This is a genomic window from Salinimicrobium sediminilitoris (assembly GCF_020866905.1).
Classification (GTDB): domain Bacteria; phylum Bacteroidota; class Bacteroidia; order Flavobacteriales; family Flavobacteriaceae; genus Salinimicrobium; species Salinimicrobium sediminilitoris.
Map to the genome: position 1 here is coordinate 119895 of NZ_JAIVCC010000005.1, position 18886 is coordinate 138780.

The following is an 18886-nucleotide window of genomic DNA, read 5'->3' on the forward strand; positions in this document are numbered from 1 at the left end:
TCTTAATGTTTTTTAATTAACAACCTTGTGGTCACTTCATCAAAAGAAACTTCCAGTCCGTTGTTCACTTCTTCTGCTAAGTCGAGATTTGCAGTGAGGGTTTCGGTTTTTATATACTCAATATTTTGTTGAACGGCCTCCTCGACAGTGCCGTCCTTTTGTAGGGTCACATCTATTTTATCGGTTACTTCAAATCCGGAATCTTTTCTAAGGTTCTGAATTCTGTTAACCAACTCTCTTGCAATACCTTCTTTCTTAAGTTCATCAGAAATAGTAATATCAAGAGCTACGGTGATATTTCCTGAATTGGCCACCAGCCAACCTTCAATATCCTGGGAGGTAATTTCTACATCCCCACTCTCTAATGTAAGGAAATTCCCATTAATTTCAACCTGAATTTCACCATCACGCTCAATTTTCTGAATGTCTTCTGCGGAAAAATTATTGATCTTTCCCGCTATAAGCTTCATATCCTTGCCAAATCGAGGTCCCAAAACCTTAAAGTTCGGCTTAATTTGTTTTACAAGAATTCCTGAAGCATCATCAATAAGCTCAAGTTCCTTTACATTTACCTCAGATTTTATTAGATCGGCTACTGCGGCGATCTCTTTTCTCTGTTGTTCATCAAGAACAGGGATCATCACTCTCTGTAAAGGCTGTCTCACCTTGATCATTTCCTTTTTTCTAAGGGAAAGGACCAGGGAAGACACTGTTTGCGCCTTCTGCATTTGTCGCTCCAGCTCCTTGTCTACAAAACGTTGATCTGCCTTTGGAAAGTATGCCAGGTGTACCGACTCAAAATCTTCTTTTTGAGTAGCCTTTTCAAGATCCCTGTACAACCTGTCCATAAAGAACGGTGCAACGGGCGCCCCTAGTTTAGCAACGGTTTCAAGACACGTATAAAGGGTTTGATATGCAGAGATCTTATCTGTACCGTATTCACCTTTCCAGAACCTTCTGCGGCAAAGCCTCACATACCAGTTGCTCAGGTTTTCCTGTACGAATTCAGAAATTGCCCTCGTAGCTTTGGTAGGTTCATAATCTGCATAGAATGCATCTACCTTTTCTATTAAAGTATGTAATTCTGAAAGTATCCAACGATCTATTTCAGGTCTTTCCTCAAGCGGCACATCGGCTTCAGAATATGTGAAGTTGTCAAGATTGGCATAGAGAGAAAAGAAAGAATAGGTATTATAAAGGGTGCCGAAAAATTTGCGGCGGACTTCTGAAATTCCTTCTATGTCAAATTTGAGATTGTCCCACGGATTTGCATTGGAGATCATATACCAACGTGTGGCATCGGGTCCAAAGGCAGCCAGGGTTTCAAAAGGATCTACCGCATTTCCAAGACGCTTGGACATTTTTTGTCCTTTCTTGTCAAGCACGAGCCCGTTAGAAACAACATTTTTATATGCAACATCATCAAAGGTCATTGTCGCAATGGCGTGCAGGGTATAGAACCATCCTCTCGTCTGGTCAACACCCTCGGCTATGAAATCGGCTTTTCGCCAGGTCTTTTCTACTTTTTCGGCATTTTCAAAAGGATAATGCCATTGAGAATAAGGCATGGAACCTGAATCAAACCAAACATCAATAAGATCGGCTTCACGTTTCATAGGCTTTCCTGAAGCCGAAACCAACACGATCTCATCAACCACATTTTTATGCAAGTCTACCTTATCATAGTTTTCATCACTGAAGTTCCCGGGTTCAAAATCGGCAAAAAGATCAGCCTTCAGGAAGCCTGCTTCCACAGACTTTTTCATTTCTTCCTTCAGCTCTTCTATAGAACCAATGATCTTTTCTTCCTTCCCATCATCGGTCCTCCAGATTGGCAGCGGAATTCCCCAATATCTCGACCTTGAAAGGTTCCAGTCATTGGCGTTAGCAAGCCAGTTACCAAAACGACCTTCCCCGGTAGATTTTGGTTTCCAGTTGATTTGCTGGTTCAGTTCATACATTCGGTCCTTAAAGTCTGTTACTTTGATGAACCAGGAATCTAAAGGATAATATAATATTGGTTTGTCTGTTCTCCAGCAGTTTGGATAGCTGTGGACGTATTTCTCAACTTTAAATGCTCTGTTTTCCTCCTTCAGTTTTATCGCCAGCTCTACATCTACAGATTTTTCGGGAGCTTCCCCGTCATCATAGTATTCGTTCTTGACGTATTTGCCACCATACTCACCCAACTCCGGCCTGAATTTCCCTTGCAAATCCACTAGCGGCACAAGGTTTCCATTCTCATCTTTTACCAGCAGCGGTGGCACTTCGGGTTTTGCTTGTTTTGCAACCATCGCATCATCTGCACCAAAAGTTGGAGAGGTATGAACAATTCCGGTACCGTCTTCTGTGGTAACGAAATCTCCAAGGATCACTCTAAAAGCATTTTCGGGATGTTCATAAGGCTGCGCATAAGGCAGGAGCTGCTCATATTTAACATTCTCGAGTTCTTTTCCGCGGAAAGACTCACCTATCAAAAATGGTATTTTTTTGTCTTCTTTTTTATAAGCTCTTAAAGCCTCTTCAGAATCTACTTTTTGAAACTTCTTGTCGAACTGCTTTTCGGCAAGGTCTTTTGCCACCACAACAGTGATAGGCTCAAAAGTGTATTGATTATAAGTCTTTACAGTGACATATTCGATCTTTGGTCCTACAGTAAGTGCAGTATTAGAAGGAAGCGTCCAGGGAGTTGTTGTCCAGGCAATGAAAAATATTTCTCCTTCAATTTCAGAAAGCATTGCCGGAAGCGTCTCCTTTTTCGCTTTGAACATGGCCGTAACTGTGGTATCGGTCACATCCTGGTAAGTTCCCGGTTGATTTAGCTCATGGGAACTAAGACCGGTTCCTGCTTTTGGCGAATAGGGTTGTATCGTATAGCCTTTGTAAATAAGGCCTTTTTTGTAGATCTGGGAAAGCAGCCACCAAACTGTTTCCATGTATTTGGATTTGTAAGTGATATATGGATCATCCATATCCACCCAGTAACCCATTTTTTCAGTAAGGTCGTTCCAAACATCGGTATAACGCATCACGGCATTCTTACATGCCTCGTTATACTCCTCTACACTTATCTTTTTCCCAATATCTTCTTTGGTGATGCCCAGTTCTTTTTCAACTCCCAGCTCGATTGGCAATCCATGGGTGTCCCAGCCCGCTTTACGCTTTACCTGGAAACCCTTCTGGGTCTTGAACCTACAGAAAATATCTTTAATGGCGCGTGCCATGACGTGGTGTATTCCGGGAAGTCCGTTTGCAGATGGTGGACCTTCAAAAAAGACAAAAGGCTCCTTTCCATCCCTGGAGGTAACACTCTTCTCAAAAACATCATTTTCCTTCCAAAAATGCAGAATTTCTTCAGCCACTTTTGGGAGGTCAAGTCCTTTATATTCAGGGAACTTTGCGCTCATCATTTTGTTCTTTCAAAATAGTTGCGCGAAAATAACGATTTTAAATAAATCCTAAGGTTTAAAAAGCGAAAACCTGAATACCAGCTGATGGTTATCAACCATAACAGCTCAAATTCCTGAAGTTTTAACTAAAAAGAGTACTGCAACGCCAAAATTAGATTACGTCCCGCTGCAGCAACACCCGAGGAGTAGGTGCGGTACCTTTGATCGGTGATATTTTCAAGACTGGCCGTCACAATCCACATTTTACCAAGTTGATATTGAGAACTGAAGTTAAGCGTATACCACTCTGGAGCATATGGATCTCCGTTCTCATTCAGAGCGTAGAGATACGCCTTGTCTCTTTCTGAAGGTGCCAGCTCTTCGGCACTTATTTCTCCGTTGTACTCAGTGAAAAGATCGAATCTAAAGTTATTATTTTCCCAGACCAGGTGGACATTTCCAAAAAATGGTGCAGCATGACGCAAAGGAGCTGTCGTACCATCATCCTGCTCTTCTTCCCCTTCTGTAACACTTATTTGTGTGGTCAATTTCAGTTTTTCTGAAAACCTGATCTTTGCCCCGGTCTCAAAGCCATACACGCGAGCCCGTGCTGAATTCTGGATAGCCTGCACCCTGCTCGGTTCTCCACGGTAAATAATGGTTGTCTCCCCGTTGAGATCAAAATCCCTGCGCACTAAAGCATCTTCTAGAAGCGTGTAATAACCCGCAAGATCCACCTGCACAACCCGATCAAAATTAAGCCGAAGCCCAAGTTCTGCATTATATGCTTTTTCGGGTTCAAGATTAGGATTGGGAACGACCACCAGGCCGGGCGCCGAATCAAATATCTTACCTACGTCATCTATGTTAGGGGCTCTAAAGGCGGTAGAAAAATTTAGTTGCCAGCCTAAAATGTCATTTGGCTGCCAGTTTAATCCGGCACTTCCTGTTAGGGCACCTGTTCGCAGATTAGCATCTGAAAAAGGGAAATCATAGGTATCTTCATCAAACGTGGCATCCAGCAAAATATAATTATACCTGGCGCCAGTTTGCAGCGTAAGTTCAGGGTTTAATTCCCACTGAAAATTGCTGTACGCAGCCAAAGATTCCCACGAAGAATTATCGGGATACCTGGAAGCGCCGGGATTCGTCTCACCCGTTACAATATTTTGTTCACTTCCGGCTGAATTAACCCGGTTAAAAACGTATTCTCCTCCATAAAAAAGGCTGCTTTTCCTGAATTTTTTCTCAAAATCCAGGTTCAAAGAATAGGCATTTACCTTTTCCCTGGTATGAAAAAGCACCTCCTCACCGTATCCTCTGTCATTCCGGCTTTCTTCAAAATACTGGTATGCGGCTGTAAATTTTGCCTCATCATAGAACCTTCCATTCCCTACTTTATCCAGCTGCAAATTTGTTTGCAGCCACTCCTGCGGCCCGTAATACCATTCAGCGGCACGTAAAACTCCATCGCGTTTGCGGTAAAGCCGGTCATAACGTGGAAAATTGGAAGTTGTTGAATAAATAATTCCGAGGGAAAAGTCGTATTCCTCTGTAGGTTTAAATCTTATTTTTTGAAGCAGGTTGAGCTGCTCATATCCCGTAGGTTTTTGAACTTTTGGATCCTTATTCTCAACCATAAAGTCACGGCCATCCCTTCGCACGGCATAATCTGGCCGCAAATATTCTTCGGGACCATGGCTACCCATGCGCATATGTCCAAAATCTGAATAGGAAGCACTGGTCAAAAAAGACCATTCCCTGCGCCCATAAGAAATATCTAAATGGCCCGATTTTTCTTCATTGGCGGTGGCATAACGAGTATAAGCCCTTCCGGAAAAATTGCCGCCCTTTGCTACCGAAAAGGCCGGAGTAAGTGTAAAAAAATTAATGACACCCCCAATTGCGTCACTCCCAAAAATAATTGACCCGGGGCCTAAAACCACTTCGGTCCGCTCCACCGAAAGTGGATCGACGGAAATCACATTCTGAACATTTCCTCCACGAAAAATGGCGGTATTCATACGAACCCCGTCCACAGTGATCAATAACCTGTTGGTGGCAAAACCTCTAATCATGGGGCTTCCACCACCCAGCTGACTTTTCTGAATATAAACCTGGCCCGTACTCTCCAGCAAATCGGCCGAAGTTTGAGGTGCCGAGGTTAATATATCTTTCTGATTAATGGTCACTACCTTTTGTGGAACAAGATTTCTCTCCTGCTCAAATTTTGAAACTGAAAGCACTACTTCATCGAGTTCATTTTTGGTGGGCTCCAGGTAGACTTTGCTACCCCGATCGAGAATCTGTTTTTTGGTGGCATGAAATTCTGCGTGAGAAACATGTCTGAAGAAAATTATTTCACCCGATGAAAAAACAGAAAGATTCGCTTCTCCGTCAAAACCTGTGAGCAGGCTCTTGGATTTATCTTTATTAAAAACAGCAACATTAAAAATAGGTTGCCCGCTTTCCCTGTCAAGAACGACAATCTCCTGGGCCGAAGAAATAGCAAAGAACAGGAACAGGAGAAGACTTAAAAACAGCCGCATTAATTGTAAATTTCGTTCAGGACCGCAAGAGATTTGGGCTTATGAAAACCCTGAAGATGAATTTCATAATATTTCAGGATCATAAGCAAAAATCCGGAGCGTGTCGTCTGGTTTAATTTGATAGCAGCAAGTTCATCAAAGTCTGTGCCCAATAGCCGCTGTAAAAGCACAACATTCTCATCATTTATGCAGTCGGGGTTGGTCTCCACATCCTGAAAAGTCCCGTCTACAAGGTTAAAAACAGGCGCATCTTCCTGAGAATCATCGGGATAGAATCCAAGGTAACGGGTAAGCTTCAGCAGGAAAAGCAAGTGAAAATTCACGGTTTTTTCATGAGTATCAAACCATTCCAGGCTTGCCTCCACATAATCGTAAAGGGATGGATTTGCTTCCTCTTCTTTTACAGCATTCCGCAGTACTTCAGAAAGGAACATTACTACAGTAGATTTCACAACATTGGTGTGCAGGCTTTGGTATACAATTCCCAGTTTTGCCTCTTTCATGTACTCCAGGGCACCTTTGTCTTTATGACTGGCCACAATCTCCAGCTGCGTTAACGGCTGGAAAAGCGAGGCTTTAATTTTACCTTTTTTAGACTTTAATACACCCCGAAGAAGATAAGTTTTTAATCCGCTTTTTTGGGTGAAGCACTTGACAATAAGATCGGCTTCCCCATATTTTAAAGCACTAAAGACTATACCTTTTGTAGTGATCAACATCTAATGAAATTGTTTTTTATGCTGAAAAAAATCCTTCAAAAAAGACATTTTTTGAGCAATAAGATTTCTGATGTACAATCTTCCAAAAAAGGCATTTTAATTAAGTATTTTTCCGAGACCGGTTTGAGCATTGTTTCTATATTGTTAGCAACAGGCATTATTCTTTTAAAATGGTTTCAATTTCTCCTTGCAATGGGATTTCCGTATGGATAATATCGAGCATCATTAATTTCATAAACTCTTTTTTCTCTTTTCCGGTTTCCTTAGTATTTGAATAAAGAAAATCTGCTAATTTTTCGGTTTTCATTTTCAAGATTTCCTTCTGCTCCTCGATATTTGCTAAAGTGGATACCTTGTTATATTCCATCAATTCGATCTTTGAATTAGAAATGGCTTTCCAGGAGTTTATTTTTATTGTGGGTATATCAATTCCTCCAGCTTTCAGCGTTATATCAAGTAATGATATTTTATCATTCTCTAAATAAAGATTCAGGGTATCAAGAAATGATTTTTGAACCTTAATGTTATCCATAATTTCTTTATTAGTTTCGGTAAGCTCTTTATCAATTGATGTGGATATTTGATTAATATATCTATTGTCTTTTCTGTTCTCATTCCAGTTATTGATGTAAAGCGCAATTAAAATTCCGAACACTATGGGAACTATTTCTTTAATAAAAGCTTTGAAATATTTTTTCATATAAAATTAAAGTAAAAGAAGGTTGTTTTGCTTCTTTCTAAGGTCTCGAATTGCGCAAGTAGCGGCTTGGTGACTCAAATTTTTTCTTTAAAGACTGCTTTTTATTGGTAGTCAAAAATGCCATTTTTGACAGGTATTCCGCAATTTGTGTTATTCATTGCTGTAAACTGGGCTTTCTCCCCTGTTTCATTTTTAGAGGCGCTTAGTCAATCCGGTTAAATAGTTATTCCATTTATATTTTCCTTTTTTACCATGTTCAGGAGTTATTTAAAGTCCTAAAAGTCGGTTGTAAGAGAATTAAAAACAAAATTCTACAATAGTAAAAGGTAAATTACAGCCCAAATAACAGTAAAGAATGATCCTACAAAAAATGTTTCTTTTATTTGTTTTTTATCCTTTTTGGTAATCAACATATAAGCAAGGATAACAATCCAAAGTATTATCAAAATGATTCCTGATCTGGCCATAAGTTTGGGCTAATTATATTCTTTTATAGAATAAACCAATATCAAAGGTGCTGAAAGCGATGCTAAAATATAGAAGTAGGAGGCAATTTTAAAAAATAAAGTTAGTCTTGGTTTTTTTCTGAGCACAATATCAGTTCTATTCCTGATTTCGTACATATAAAAATTTAACAATATCATTCCTACCTCAAGACCTAAGAAAATTTCACGTAGAGGTAGTTTTAACCTCAAAATATGAAAGATTAGAATGAAAAGAAAAAAAAGGTTTACAGCTTGTGCAGTAGAAAGCACTAAAAGAGGAAAATAAAGAGATGTAACTCTACTCTTTTTAAAATCATAACAATAAAGAAAAAGCTTGTCGTAAAAATTAAGTAATTGATTCATTTAAGGAGTCTTTATTGTTTGTTGCCAATGTATTATTTTTTTGCCTTGTTTACAACGAAGCAATAAATGTAAGCCAAAAATAGAAAAAGCCGCAAACGCGGCTTTTTCAGAAAATATTTCAGCAGAAGTTTAAACTACTCCCTGTGCTAACATTGCATCGGCAACTTTTACGAAACCTGCGATGTTGGCTCCTTTTACGTAATCTATATAATCACCTTCAGTTCCATATTTCACACACTGGGCGTGAATATCGTTCATGATCTGCTTCAGCTTGGCGTCCACTTCTTCAGAAGTCCAGTTGTATCTCATTGAGTTTTGAGACATTTCAAGACCTGAAGTCGCAACTCCACCGGCATTTGATGCTTTCCCCGGAGAGAAAAGGATCTTGGCTTCCTGGAAAACTGCAATAGCTTCGGATGTACATGGCATGTTCGCACCTTCACCAACAACTTTACAGCCGTTATTCACAAGGGTTTTTGCATCATCTTCAAGCAATTCGTTTTGGGTCGCACATGGAAGAGCAATATCACACTTCACATCCCATGGCGTTTTTCCTTCAAAGTATTTTGCTTCTGGATATTCATCAAGATATTCCTTGATTCTTCCTCTTTTCACATTCTTAAGATCCATGATGAAAGAAAGTTTTCCTGCATCTATACCTGTTTCGTCATAGATATATCCTGAAGAATCACTCATGGTAACTACTTTCCCACCCAGCTGGGTAGCTTTTTCGGCTGCATACTGGGCCACGTTACCCGATCCTGAAACTACTATGATTTTTCCTTTTATAGAATCTCCTTTGGTCTTCAACATGTTCTCGGTAAAATACACATTACCGTAACCTGTAGCTTCGGGACGAATTAAAGATCCACCATAAGAAAGACCTTTTCCGGTAAGGATCCCGGTAAATTCATTCTGAAGTCTTTTGTACTGTCCAAACATGAATCCTACTTCTCTTGCTCCAACCCCAATATCTCCCGCAGGAACATCTGTATTGGCACCAATGTGACGCTGCAGCTCGGTCATAAAGCTTTGACAGAACTTCATCACCTCATTGTCTGATTTTCCTTTTGGATCAAAATCTGATCCTCCTTTTCCACCGCCCATAGGAAGGGTAGTAAGGCTGTTTTTAAATACCTGCTCAAAAGCAAGGAATTTTAAAATAGAAAGGTTTACTGAAGGGTGAAAACGCAAACCACCTTTGTAAGGTCCAATTGCAGAATTCATTTGAATCCTAAAACCGCGATTCACCTGAACTTCGCCGCTGTCATTGATCCATGGCACACGAAACATGATCACACGCTCGGGCTCCACCATACGCTCCAGCAACTTCTTATTTTGATATTTTTTATTTTTTTCAATGAATGGGATAACAGTTTCAGCAACTTCATGAACCGCCTGTAAAAACTCTGGTTCATTGGTGTTACGTTTTGAAACGCTATCTAAAAATTCTTGTACATTTTTTTCCATGGTTTTGGCTAAATTTTATTAACGAAAACGTTTTATACGATTCGGTGCAAATATACATTATCTGCAAAATTTAGCCTTAAAATATTTGTTATTCCTTTTATAATTAATCATTTTCTGAAAGGCCCATAATTCCCCGTTTCTTTAGGATGTTTTTATATATTTGCTAAGATACGAGATTCTCATATGGCCAACATTTTCAAAACTTTAATGCTGAGTTACCTGCTTTTTTTCTTCGGAAAAATTGACTCTCACGCACAGGTTGGAATGGTGGGCCAGGAAATAGGAATAGTTGCCGGCCCGGTAGCCTATTTCACAGACTATGGCTTGCGCTGGAATCTAGAAACAAATTCTTCTAATGTTGGCCTGGGGGTTGGGTTGGTCTATTATCTCAATTTTGCCTACAAAGCAGATTGTGACTGCTATGCCCGGTATAGTTATTTTAACGATCATTTTAGAGTTAGGGCAGAGCTGGATTACCACGAAGGACAATTGAACCATTTTGGAGCAATAGCGCAAAAGAAAACTACCGGAGGGGAGCAGCTTCGTAGCATGATAGGACAGGCAAAGGTATATGAGATTGGGGCGCATTTAGAATACTATCCTTTGAGCATAAGAGATTACACTGCGTTTGCATATCCTATCGCCCCATACGTTAGCCTTGGGTTTAATTTTGTTGGTTATGATCCTAATACTTATTCCACCCTTGGACCTTTAGAAGATCATACCTTCCATACTTTTGTAGGTTATGTAGACCAGGAAGCCGGTTCCACATGGTCTGTGGTGGCAGGTGCGGGAATGCGTTACAAGCTGGATGTGAGCAGTGATCTTGTGATGAACATGCAGTGGAGGTACTACAATACAGACTGGATTGACGGGCTGGATCATGATAATCCGCAGAACAAGTTTAATGATATGATGTTCTGGCTAAACTTTGGGTACATCTACTATCTGAATTTCTAAATCTTTGTTGTCTGGGGAAAGAACCAAGATCGCTGCGCTTCTAGAATCAGGAACCAAGACTTGTTCTCAGGTATTTGACTCTTAACCGTACACAACTCCTCTATATAATAAAAAAGGGATAAATCGGCAAACCACCCCCTTATAGCTCGAGAAACAACTTCAACCTCGTTGTTTTCGTGGCTTTTCCAGATTTCAAATTATTTTTATCGGACAATGTTTCTAAATTAAACGGTAGTTGGTAGACTTGAGTCGGCAGACTTTAGACTGGAGATGAAATTGTAAAGGCCCTGAAATATCTTCCAAAGCACCTTCTAAAACCCCATTTTTGAATACCTAGCCCAGAGCTTGTTTCAGGTCATTGAGGAGATCCTCCTCATCTTCGATCCCCACACTTAGCCTGATCAAAGAATCTACAATTCCTATTTTGATTCTTTCTTCCTTCGGAATTGAGGCGTGTGTCATACTCGCAGGATGACCTGCCAAAGATTCCACTCCTCCCAAAGATTCGGCAAGCGTAAATACCTTTAGTTTTTCTACAAAAGAAGCCGCACTTTCCAAAGTTCCTTCAGCAGTGGTAAATGACACCATTCCACCGAAGCCGCTCATTTGCTTTTTCGCAATGTCGTGATTGGGATGATCTTCAAAACCCGGCCAGTACACCTTATCAACTTTTGGATGGCCCTTAAGGAATCTGGCTACTGCTTCGCCATTTTCGCAATGCCGTTGCATGCGCAGATGCAGGGTTTTTATTCCCCTTAAAACCAGGAAACAGTCCTGAGGTCCTGGAATTGCACCACTGGCCTTTTGTATGAAGTAAAGTCTTTCCGCCAGTTTCTGGTCATTAACTACCAGGCTTCCCATCACTACATCACTATGACCTCCAAGATATTTTGTAGCACTGTGCATCACAATATCTGCCCCTAATTCTAGTGGCCGTTGCAGGTAAGCAGTAGCAAAAGTATTATCTACTGCAAGCAACAGGTTGTATTTTTTCGCAACACGAGACATAGCTTCGATGTCGATAATATTCATCATTGGATTGGTTGGCGTTTCCACCCAGATCATCTTTGTATTCTCATTTATATACTGCTCCACCTCCCCTGCATTCTCCATGCTCACAAATTGAAACTTAATTCCAAAATCTTCGTATATCTTCGTGAACAACCTGTAGGAACCTCCATAAAGATCATTGGTAGAAATGATCTCATCGCCACTTTTGAATAATTTGAGCACCGCATCAATGGCCGCAAGCCCAGACCCAAAAGCAAGCCCGAATTTTCCATTCTCGATACTGGCGAGGGATCTTTCTAAAGCAGCCCGGGTAGGATTTCCGCTTCGGGAATATTCGAATCCTTTGTGCCCGCCTGGAGTAGATTGTTTATATGTACTGGTTTGATATATTGGAGGCATTACAGATCCAAAAGCAGGATCGGTATCATGCTGGCCACCATGAATGGTCTTCGTATTGAACTTCATTTTTTAGACTTTATTTAAGATATAAATGTAACATTCGATTTTGGGCTTTCCCAAAATAGCCCGTACCTTTCAGATCAGTTTAACAGTAACCATTTATGTCCCGCAAAGTTTTATGTCTGTTGTTGCTCGTGATCGTTTTTTCAAGCTGCAAAAAAGACAAAGAAGAAGAAAAAAAAGAAGAAACACCGGTATCACTGAGATTTGAAAAAGAGAGCCTGGTAAAAAAAGCGGGAGAAAATTGTGACACGGCCGATTATGATTGTTCCATTATCGCACTTGATGTTGTAAGGGCTGCGGGTGCTTCGGAAGTTTCTAAAAAGATCAATCGCAACCTTGATGAACATATCATAAGACTCATCTCAACCCAGGAAAACCCAGCAATCTTGACGCTCGAAGAACTTTCAGAAAAGTTCCTTGCTGATTACCGCGAGGCAGCCGAAAATTTTTCTGAAGAACCACCATGGGAGGCTTACGTGGATGAAAAAGTATACCTGCTTAGTGACAGCTTGGTTTCTTTTGGGATAACAACCGAAATCTTTAGCGGAGGAGCCCATGGATATAAAACCCTTACTTTTCTTAATTTCGATCCCACCAGCGGAAAAATTCTCTCCAAACAAGACATTTTTGAAAAGGATTTCATCTCTTTTGTAGAAGAAAAATTCCGGAAGGAGCAAGGAATACCCGAGGATGAGAACATTAACAGCACCGGCTTCTGGTTTAAAAATGAGACCTTCAACCTTCCCGAGAACATTGGGTTTTCAAATGATAAAGTAGTATTGGTCTACAACTCCTACGAGATCGCTCCCTATGCAGCCGGAGATATTGTAATGGAAATTCCGCTTGAGGAAGTGCGGCCTTTCATAAGGATTGAATAATTTTACCCAATGAAAAAGATCTACTATCTCTCCACCTGTGATACCTGCAAAAGGATCCTGAAAGAACTCGATCCCCCTGCATCTTTTGAAATGCAGGATATAAAGGAAGAACCCATTACTGAGGAACAGCTACAGGAGCTAAAGCACAAAGCCGGAACTTATGAAGCACTCTTCAGCAAAAGAGCCAGGCTATATAAAGAGGGGGATCTAAAGAACAAGCAGCTTTCTGAAGATGATTATAAAAACCTGCTTTTAGAACATTATACTTTCCTAAAACGTCCCGTGATCGTGGACGGCCAGAAGATCTTTATCGGCAATTCCAAAAAGGAAGTAGCTGCCGCAAAAGCTGCACTAAGTGAATAAGAGGCTGCCGGCAATTCTTGCAGCCATTGGTGCGGGTACAATCTACGGGATCAACCATACGGTTGCAAAAGGTTTGATGCCTATTTATATTCAACCTTTTGGTTTTATCCTGCTAAGAGTGACCGGGGCAGCGATCCTATTCTGGCTCATAAGCTTTATGGGACCAAAGGAAAAGGTCGCCACCAGTGACTGGCCGCGGCTGTTTGGCTGCGCAGTACTGGGAATGTGTATTAATATGCTGTTTTTCTTCAAAGGCCTAAACCTTACTACCCCCATTAACAGCTCGGTGATCACAACTATAACCCCAATTATTGTCCTTGTTCTAGCCGCACTCCTTATTAAAGAAAGGATCACCTTACTCAAAATCTTAGGTATATTAACAGGACTGGCGGGAGCTCTTGGCCTTATTTTGTTCAGCAGCAGCCAGGTACAGAATGCTCCGAACATTCCGCTGGGAAATCTTCTGGTGCTGGTAAACGCCACTTCTTATGGACTATACCTTATTCTCGTAAAACCACTTACTGCCAAATACCACCCTTTCACTTTAATGAAATGGCTTTTTTTAATGGCAGTTTTTATAAACTTACCCTTTACCCTTCAGGAATTCACAGAAGTCGACTGGACCAACCTGCCCAAAGAGGCCATTTTGGGAATGAGCTTCGTTGTTTTTGGAACAACCTTTCTCACTTACCTGTTGAATGTATATGCATTAAAACAGCTGAGCGCCTCGACAATTAGTGCATTTGTTTACCTACAACCCTTAATAGCAATTGTATATGCGGTCTCCACGGGAGCCGATTCTCTCAACATGTTAAAAATTGTTGCTGCTCTCCTTGTTTTCTCCGGAGTTTACATGGTAACCCGAAAACCTAAGCCTGTAGCATAGCAGGATCAAGATCTTTAGGTTTTTTGCCGTATCTCCTGGTGTCCTCTTTGGTTAGCACCTTGAAATCTTCGGTGTGATCAAGATGATCAAGACTGTCAAAAAGATCTTTTGGAAGACCGGTAAGTTTTCTTTCTTTAAGGTCGATCCACCCGCCCATCATTTCACAACTTGCAAAATTACGACCCTTGTGGTCATAGAAATCATGAACAAACTCGAAGTACATTCCGTCTTCAGAAAGACCTCTTAGTTTTAAAGTCACTGTCACTGGTTTGCCCGCAAAAACTTCTTTAAAATAGGAAATATGTTCATAAAAAACCACGGGACCAAGGTTATGCTGCGCCATTTCTTTATGGCCAAAACCATTCTCCATTAAAAAACTCATCCTGGTGTGGCTCATAAAATTTATATACGCAGTATTGGCCAAATGCCTGTTGGCATCAATATCACTCCACCTTATCTCAAATTTCTTTTTGTACATATTCAAATTTTGAGATAAAATTACAAATTTATATTATGCATGCATAATGAATTTTCTTTCATTTACCGTTCTAAACTTTAGGTGAGCACCATGCCCTTAGTAAAAAGCACATACGATCCACCGGTGATCTTCCGGAATTATCACATCTCCACGGTGTATTCGGCGATGGTCAGACGGGCGCCTGTTCAACAAAAGCGAGAGCGAATGGACCTTCAGGATGGAGATTTTATGGATCTGGACTGGAGTTTTTCCAGAGAAAAGACCAACAAGGTCCTGGTGGTGATCCACGGATTGGAAGGAAGTGCCAAGCGGCCTTATGTTACCGGGCTCGCCAAATACTTCACGCAGCACGGCTGGGATGTGGCCGCAGTGAACTTGCGTGGCTGCAGCGGAGAGATGAACCGCCGCTTTAGATCTTACCACGCCGGCGCTACAGATGATTTGCAGGAGGTGGTAGACTTTATTCTGAAAAAGAACAAATACACAGAGATCGCTTTTAACGGCTTCAGCCTTGGTGCTAATCTCATGCTGAAGTACCTGGGTGAAAACAGGGAAATTCCGAAGGAAATAAAGGCAGCCGTTATGGTTTCGGCTCCCTGTGATCTTCACGGAAGCCTTAAACAACTACAGAAGCGGGAAAATTTCCTGTACGCAAAACGTTTCAGGATGAAGCTGCGCGAACACCTGCTTTTGCGAGCAAAAAACTTTCCCGATCAATTAACAAAGGAAGAGATCGAAGCCTGTGACAGCCTATTTGACATTGACAACCTTTACACCAGCAGGGCACATGATTTTGAAGATGCGCTGGATTACTACAATAGGAACAGTTCCCGCCAGTTTCTGGAAAATATAAAGATCCCGACTCTAATAATCAATGCAAAAAATGACGGCTTTCTTTCTCCCGGCTGTTATCCAGCTGATATTGCCGAAAAAAGCAAACATTTATTCCTGGAAACACCAGAATATGGCGGGCATGTGGGATTTATACAGAATAGGCACTCCACCTACAATGAAGAAAGAGCACTCGAATTCATTGAGGCTCAACTACAAACCTTTCAAAAAAGCTAAATACAGGTTAAAATTTTTCGCTATTGCTACCGGAGTACCCGAAAAATTTAAATTAGTAGAAAAAGAAGTATGTACCTGAAACCCGACAAAGGTTACGTTGCCAAGGTGCGGTCCGCTGGCTTTTTTACTAAGGGGTTGGTCTATGTGCTCATCGGCACGCTTACCTTTCTTGCAGCCTTTAATCAAGGTGGAGACATTAGCAGCACAGATGGCGCGGTGAAGTACCTACTTACCCTTCCTCTTGGCAAATTTTTGGGTGCTGTGGTAGCCCTTGGTCTGGTGGCCTACTCCTTATGGAGATTTTACCAGGCACTGTTCCTACCCGGTACCTATATTGATGATAAAAGCATGAAAAGTGGCTTTAAAAGATTCAGATTTTTCTATTCGGGGGTCTTTTATGGATTTATTGCATATTCTTTTTTGAAGCCCCTCTTAAGGAGCTTTTCAAATACAACCAAAGGAAATTCTGGGGAAAACTTAGAACAAAAAGCGGCACTCTGGGAATTGCTATCCACAGACTGGGGGAAGCTGGTCATATGGATCGTCGCTGCGGTTGTGGCAGGACAGGCGCTGTGGCAGTTCAAAATTGCCAGAGATGGAAAGTTTATGAAGAAGATGGACAAATATCCAGATTTGAAACATGAATATACCTTCATTCGGCGTTCCGGGAAATTTGGATATATCGCCCGCGGAGTAGTCTTCGGGATCATCTCATTTTTCCTGGTGAAAGTCATTCTGCAACACAATGCAAGTATTTATAAAGGGACAGAGGGAGCCCTTCAATATCTGCTTTCGTTCTCTTATGGTTCTCTTCTTTTGGGAGCAACCGCTTTAGGGTTAATTGGGTATGGAATATTTCATATTATGGTGGCCCGGCACGCAAATCTCACCACCCTTCAGTAAAAAAATGATAACCCAGTGCTTTCTCCTTAACTGTACAAAGGAGTCATAGCGCTTTGTCCTGCTGCATAATTCCTTATCTTTGTGCAACATTAAAAATTCAGCATGATTCAGTCAATGACCGGTTTTGGAAAGAGCGTACTCCAGCTACCTTCTAAAAAAATAACCGTAGAAATAAAATCCCTTAACAGCAAAAACCTTGATCTTAATGCACGACTTCCTTCCCAGTACAGGGAGAAGGAACTGCAGCTGCGAAACAAGATCTCCCGGGATCTTACCCGAGGCAAAGTCGATTTTTCGGTTTATGTAGAAGTGACGGGAGAAGAGACCACCTCGGCCGTGAATTCGGCAGCGGTCAAGAAATACATGGCACAGCTACGGGAGATTCATCCTGCAAGTGATGTTGATCTACTGCAGATGGCGGTGCGCATGCCCGATGCCTTTAAGACTGAAAGAGAAGAAATTGATGCAGATGAATTCAAGGCTATTGAAGAAGCTGTTGATGAAGCTTTGAGAGAGATCAACGATTTTCGATCTGCTGAAGGAAAAGCCCTTGAAGATGAGCTGGAGCAAAGAGCCGGAAATATCCAGGAATTGCTAAAGCAGGTGATCGCAATGGATCCTGAAAGAATTGCAGGAGTAAGGGAGCGTCTTCAAAAAGGAGTAGCAGAACTTAAAGAAAATGTTGATCAAAACCGCTTTGAGCAGGAATTGATCTTCTACATTGAAAAATTCGATATCACTGAAGAGAAAGTACGACTGGAAAACCATATGGATTACTTCCTGAAGACCCTGAAATCTTCAGATTCCAACGGGAAAAAACTCGCTTTTATTTCCCAGGAAATGGGCCGAGAGATCAACACCATTGGCAGCAAGTCAAATTACGCTCCCATGCAGCAACTTGTGGTGCAAATGAAGGATGAGCTGGAAAAGATCAAGGAACAACTTTTAAACGTACTCTAATGGCAGACGGGAAACTTATTGTTTTTTCGGCACCATCGGGATCTGGGAAAACCACCATTGTAAAATATCTGCTTGCCCAGGAAGAGCTGGGGCTTGAATTCTCAATTTCGGCCACTTCAAGAGAACCCAGAGGTACAGAAATACATGGAAAAGATTACTACTTTTTAAGTCTTAGAGAGTTTAAGGATAAGATCAAGAATGATGAATTTCTCGAATGGGAAGAAGTCTACCGTGACAACTTCTACGGAACTTTAAAAAGCGAAGTAGAAAGAATCTGGTCACATGGTAAAAATGTCATTTTTGACATCGATGTTGTTGGCGGGCTTGACATTAAAAATATTTTTCCAAAAAAAACCCTGGCAGTATTCGTAAAACCGCCTAGCATTGAAGAATTAAAGATCCGTTTAAAGAAACGGGAAACCGAATCTATGGACAAGATCAATATGAGGGTTGCAAAAGCTTCTATTGAACTGGCTACGGCTCCACAATTCGATCATATTATAGTAAATAATGATCTCAATACCGCTCTTGAAGAAGCCTACACTTTGGTTTCAGACTTTGTTGGAGCTACTAAAGTTTCAAAAAGGTGAAAAAAAGAGTCGGACTTTTTTTTGGCACTTTTAACCCGGTACATGTTGGGCATCTTATCCTGGCAAACCATCTACTACAGTACACAGATCTCACCGAGGTATGGATGGTAGTGACGCCTCACAATCCTTTTAAGAAGAAAAGCAGTCTTTTAAATAACCACCACAGGTTTGAAATGGTGTGGCAGCTTTGTGACGAATACCCCGGGATTAAACCCAGTGATATTGAATTTAACCTTCCGCAGCCTAACTACACAGTTTATACCCTTGCGCACCTGGAAGAGAAATATCCCGATTATGAATTCGTGCTTATTATGGGAGAGGACAATCTCAAGAGTTTCCCCAAGTGGAAAAATTATGAGGTAATCCTGGAGAGACACGATATTGTAGTGTATCCTCGATATTCTAAAGGAAAAAATCATCCCGATCTACTGGACCACCCAAGGATCACCCTTACCGATGCTCCAAGGGTAGAAATATCTTCAACATTTATAAGAAAAGCGATAAAAGAGGGAAAAGATGTGCGGCCATTGCTACCCCCAAAGGTCTGGAAATATATAGATGATATGAATTTTTACAGATAAAAAAATTGCCCCCGGAGATTGAGATTCCGGAGGCAACTTTTCACTAACTAACCAACCAAAAAAGATTAAAC

Annotated in this window: 16 protein-coding genes; 9 read left to right on the forward strand and 7 right to left on the reverse strand. The window is 41.1% G+C overall.

Going from position 1 to position 18886, the window contains the following annotated elements; all coding sequences use genetic code 11:
- Nucleotides 1-2: 2 nt before the first annotated feature.
- The 5 genes from ileS to gdhA form a co-directional block, all read right to left on the reverse strand.
- A complete protein-coding gene (gene ileS, locus LA313_RS05620; RefSeq protein WP_228913698.1) occupies nucleotides 3-3407 on the reverse strand; it encodes an isoleucine--tRNA ligase in 3405 nt (1134 codons plus the stop codon).
- A 128-nt stretch (nucleotides 3408-3535) separates the two neighbouring features.
- A complete protein-coding gene (locus LA313_RS05625) occupies nucleotides 3536-5938 on the reverse strand; it encodes a TonB-dependent receptor (RefSeq protein ID WP_228913699.1) in 2403 nt (800 codons plus the stop codon).
- Nucleotides 5938-6657 carry a DNA repair protein RecO gene (gene recO / locus LA313_RS05630; protein ID WP_228913700.1) on the reverse strand — a complete coding sequence of 240 codons (720 nt, stop codon included), beginning with the start codon at nucleotides 6655-6657 and terminating at the stop codon, nucleotides 5938-5940. Before recO ends, LA313_RS05625 begins: the two co-directional genes overlap by 1 nt.
- A 157-nt stretch (nucleotides 6658-6814) precedes the next feature.
- Nucleotides 6815-7357: a DUF6090 family protein gene (locus tag LA313_RS05635; protein ID WP_228913701.1), complete on the reverse strand. Its 543-nt coding sequence runs from the start codon at nucleotides 7355-7357 to the stop codon at nucleotides 6815-6817.
- Nucleotides 7358-8334: 977 nt separating this feature from the next.
- The gene (gdhA, locus tag LA313_RS05640) at nucleotides 8335-9675 is read right to left on the reverse strand and encodes an NADP-specific glutamate dehydrogenase (protein WP_228913702.1); all 1341 of its coding nucleotides are present in this window, start codon (nucleotides 9673-9675) and stop codon (nucleotides 8335-8337) included.
- 183 nt (nucleotides 9676-9858) lie between these two features.
- On the opposite strand from gdhA, the gene LA313_RS05645 reads away from it, so the two are divergent.
- On the forward strand, nucleotides 9859-10635 hold the full coding sequence (locus LA313_RS05645) for a THC0290_0291 family protein (protein WP_228913703.1): 777 nt from the start codon (nucleotides 9859-9861) through the stop codon (nucleotides 10633-10635).
- A 333-nt stretch (nucleotides 10636-10968) separates the two neighbouring features.
- Here LA313_RS05645 and LA313_RS05650 read toward each other — a convergent pair whose 3' ends face one another.
- Nucleotides 10969-12111, reverse strand: a complete 1143-nt coding sequence (locus LA313_RS05650; RefSeq protein WP_228913704.1) for a cystathionine gamma-synthase — start codon at nucleotides 12109-12111, stop codon at nucleotides 10969-10971.
- 95 nt (nucleotides 12112-12206) lie between these two features.
- On the opposite strand from LA313_RS05650, the gene LA313_RS05655 reads away from it, so the two are divergent.
- The 3 genes from LA313_RS05655 to LA313_RS05665 are packed head-to-tail and all read left to right on the forward strand — an operon-like array spanning nucleotide 12207 to nucleotide 14235.
- Nucleotides 12207-12986: a DUF3298 and DUF4163 domain-containing protein gene (locus tag LA313_RS05655; RefSeq protein WP_228913705.1), complete on the forward strand. Its 780-nt coding sequence runs from the start codon at nucleotides 12207-12209 to the stop codon at nucleotides 12984-12986.
- 9 nt (nucleotides 12987-12995) lie between these two features.
- Nucleotides 12996-13349: an arsenate reductase family protein gene (locus tag LA313_RS05660; RefSeq protein ID WP_228913706.1), complete on the forward strand. Its 354-nt coding sequence runs from the start codon at nucleotides 12996-12998 to the stop codon at nucleotides 13347-13349.
- The gene (locus LA313_RS05665) at nucleotides 13342-14235 is read left to right on the forward strand and encodes a DMT family transporter (RefSeq protein ID WP_228913707.1); all 894 of its coding nucleotides are present in this window, start codon (nucleotides 13342-13344) and stop codon (nucleotides 14233-14235) included. The genes LA313_RS05660 and LA313_RS05665 overlap by 8 nt, the downstream gene beginning before the upstream one ends.
- Here the strand turns inward: LA313_RS05665 and LA313_RS05670 are convergent.
- On the reverse strand, nucleotides 14219-14713 hold the full coding sequence (locus tag LA313_RS05670; RefSeq protein ID WP_228913708.1) for an acyl-CoA thioesterase: 495 nt from the start codon (nucleotides 14711-14713) through the stop codon (nucleotides 14219-14221). The two genes, LA313_RS05665 and LA313_RS05670, sit on opposite strands and share 17 nt — an antisense overlap.
- Before the next feature lie 90 nt (nucleotides 14714-14803).
- On the opposite strand from LA313_RS05670, the gene LA313_RS05675 reads away from it, so the two are divergent.
- The 5 genes from LA313_RS05675 (at nucleotide 14804) to nadD (ending at nucleotide 18815) form a co-directional block, all read left to right on the forward strand.
- Nucleotides 14804-15781, forward strand: coding sequence for a YheT family hydrolase (locus LA313_RS05675; protein WP_228913709.1), 978 nt, complete (start codon nucleotides 14804-14806; stop codon nucleotides 15779-15781).
- Nucleotides 15782-15850: 69 nt separating this feature from the next.
- Entirely contained in the window at nucleotides 15851-16684 is an 834-nt protein-coding gene (locus LA313_RS05680; protein ID WP_228913710.1) for a DUF1206 domain-containing protein, read from the forward strand.
- A 102-nt stretch (nucleotides 16685-16786) separates the two neighbouring features.
- Nucleotides 16787-17644 carry a YicC/YloC family endoribonuclease gene (locus LA313_RS05685; protein WP_228913711.1) on the forward strand — a complete coding sequence of 286 codons (858 nt, stop codon included), beginning with the start codon at nucleotides 16787-16789 and terminating at the stop codon, nucleotides 17642-17644.
- Nucleotides 17644-18234, forward strand: a complete 591-nt coding sequence (gene gmk, locus LA313_RS05690) for a guanylate kinase (protein ID WP_228913712.1) — start codon at nucleotides 17644-17646, stop codon at nucleotides 18232-18234. Before LA313_RS05685 ends, gmk begins: the two co-directional genes overlap by 1 nt.
- On the forward strand, nucleotides 18231-18815 hold the full coding sequence (gene nadD, locus LA313_RS05695) for a nicotinate (nicotinamide) nucleotide adenylyltransferase (protein WP_228913713.1): 585 nt from the start codon (nucleotides 18231-18233) through the stop codon (nucleotides 18813-18815). Before gmk ends, nadD begins: the two co-directional genes overlap by 4 nt.
- Nucleotides 18816-18886 lie beyond the last annotated feature (71 nt).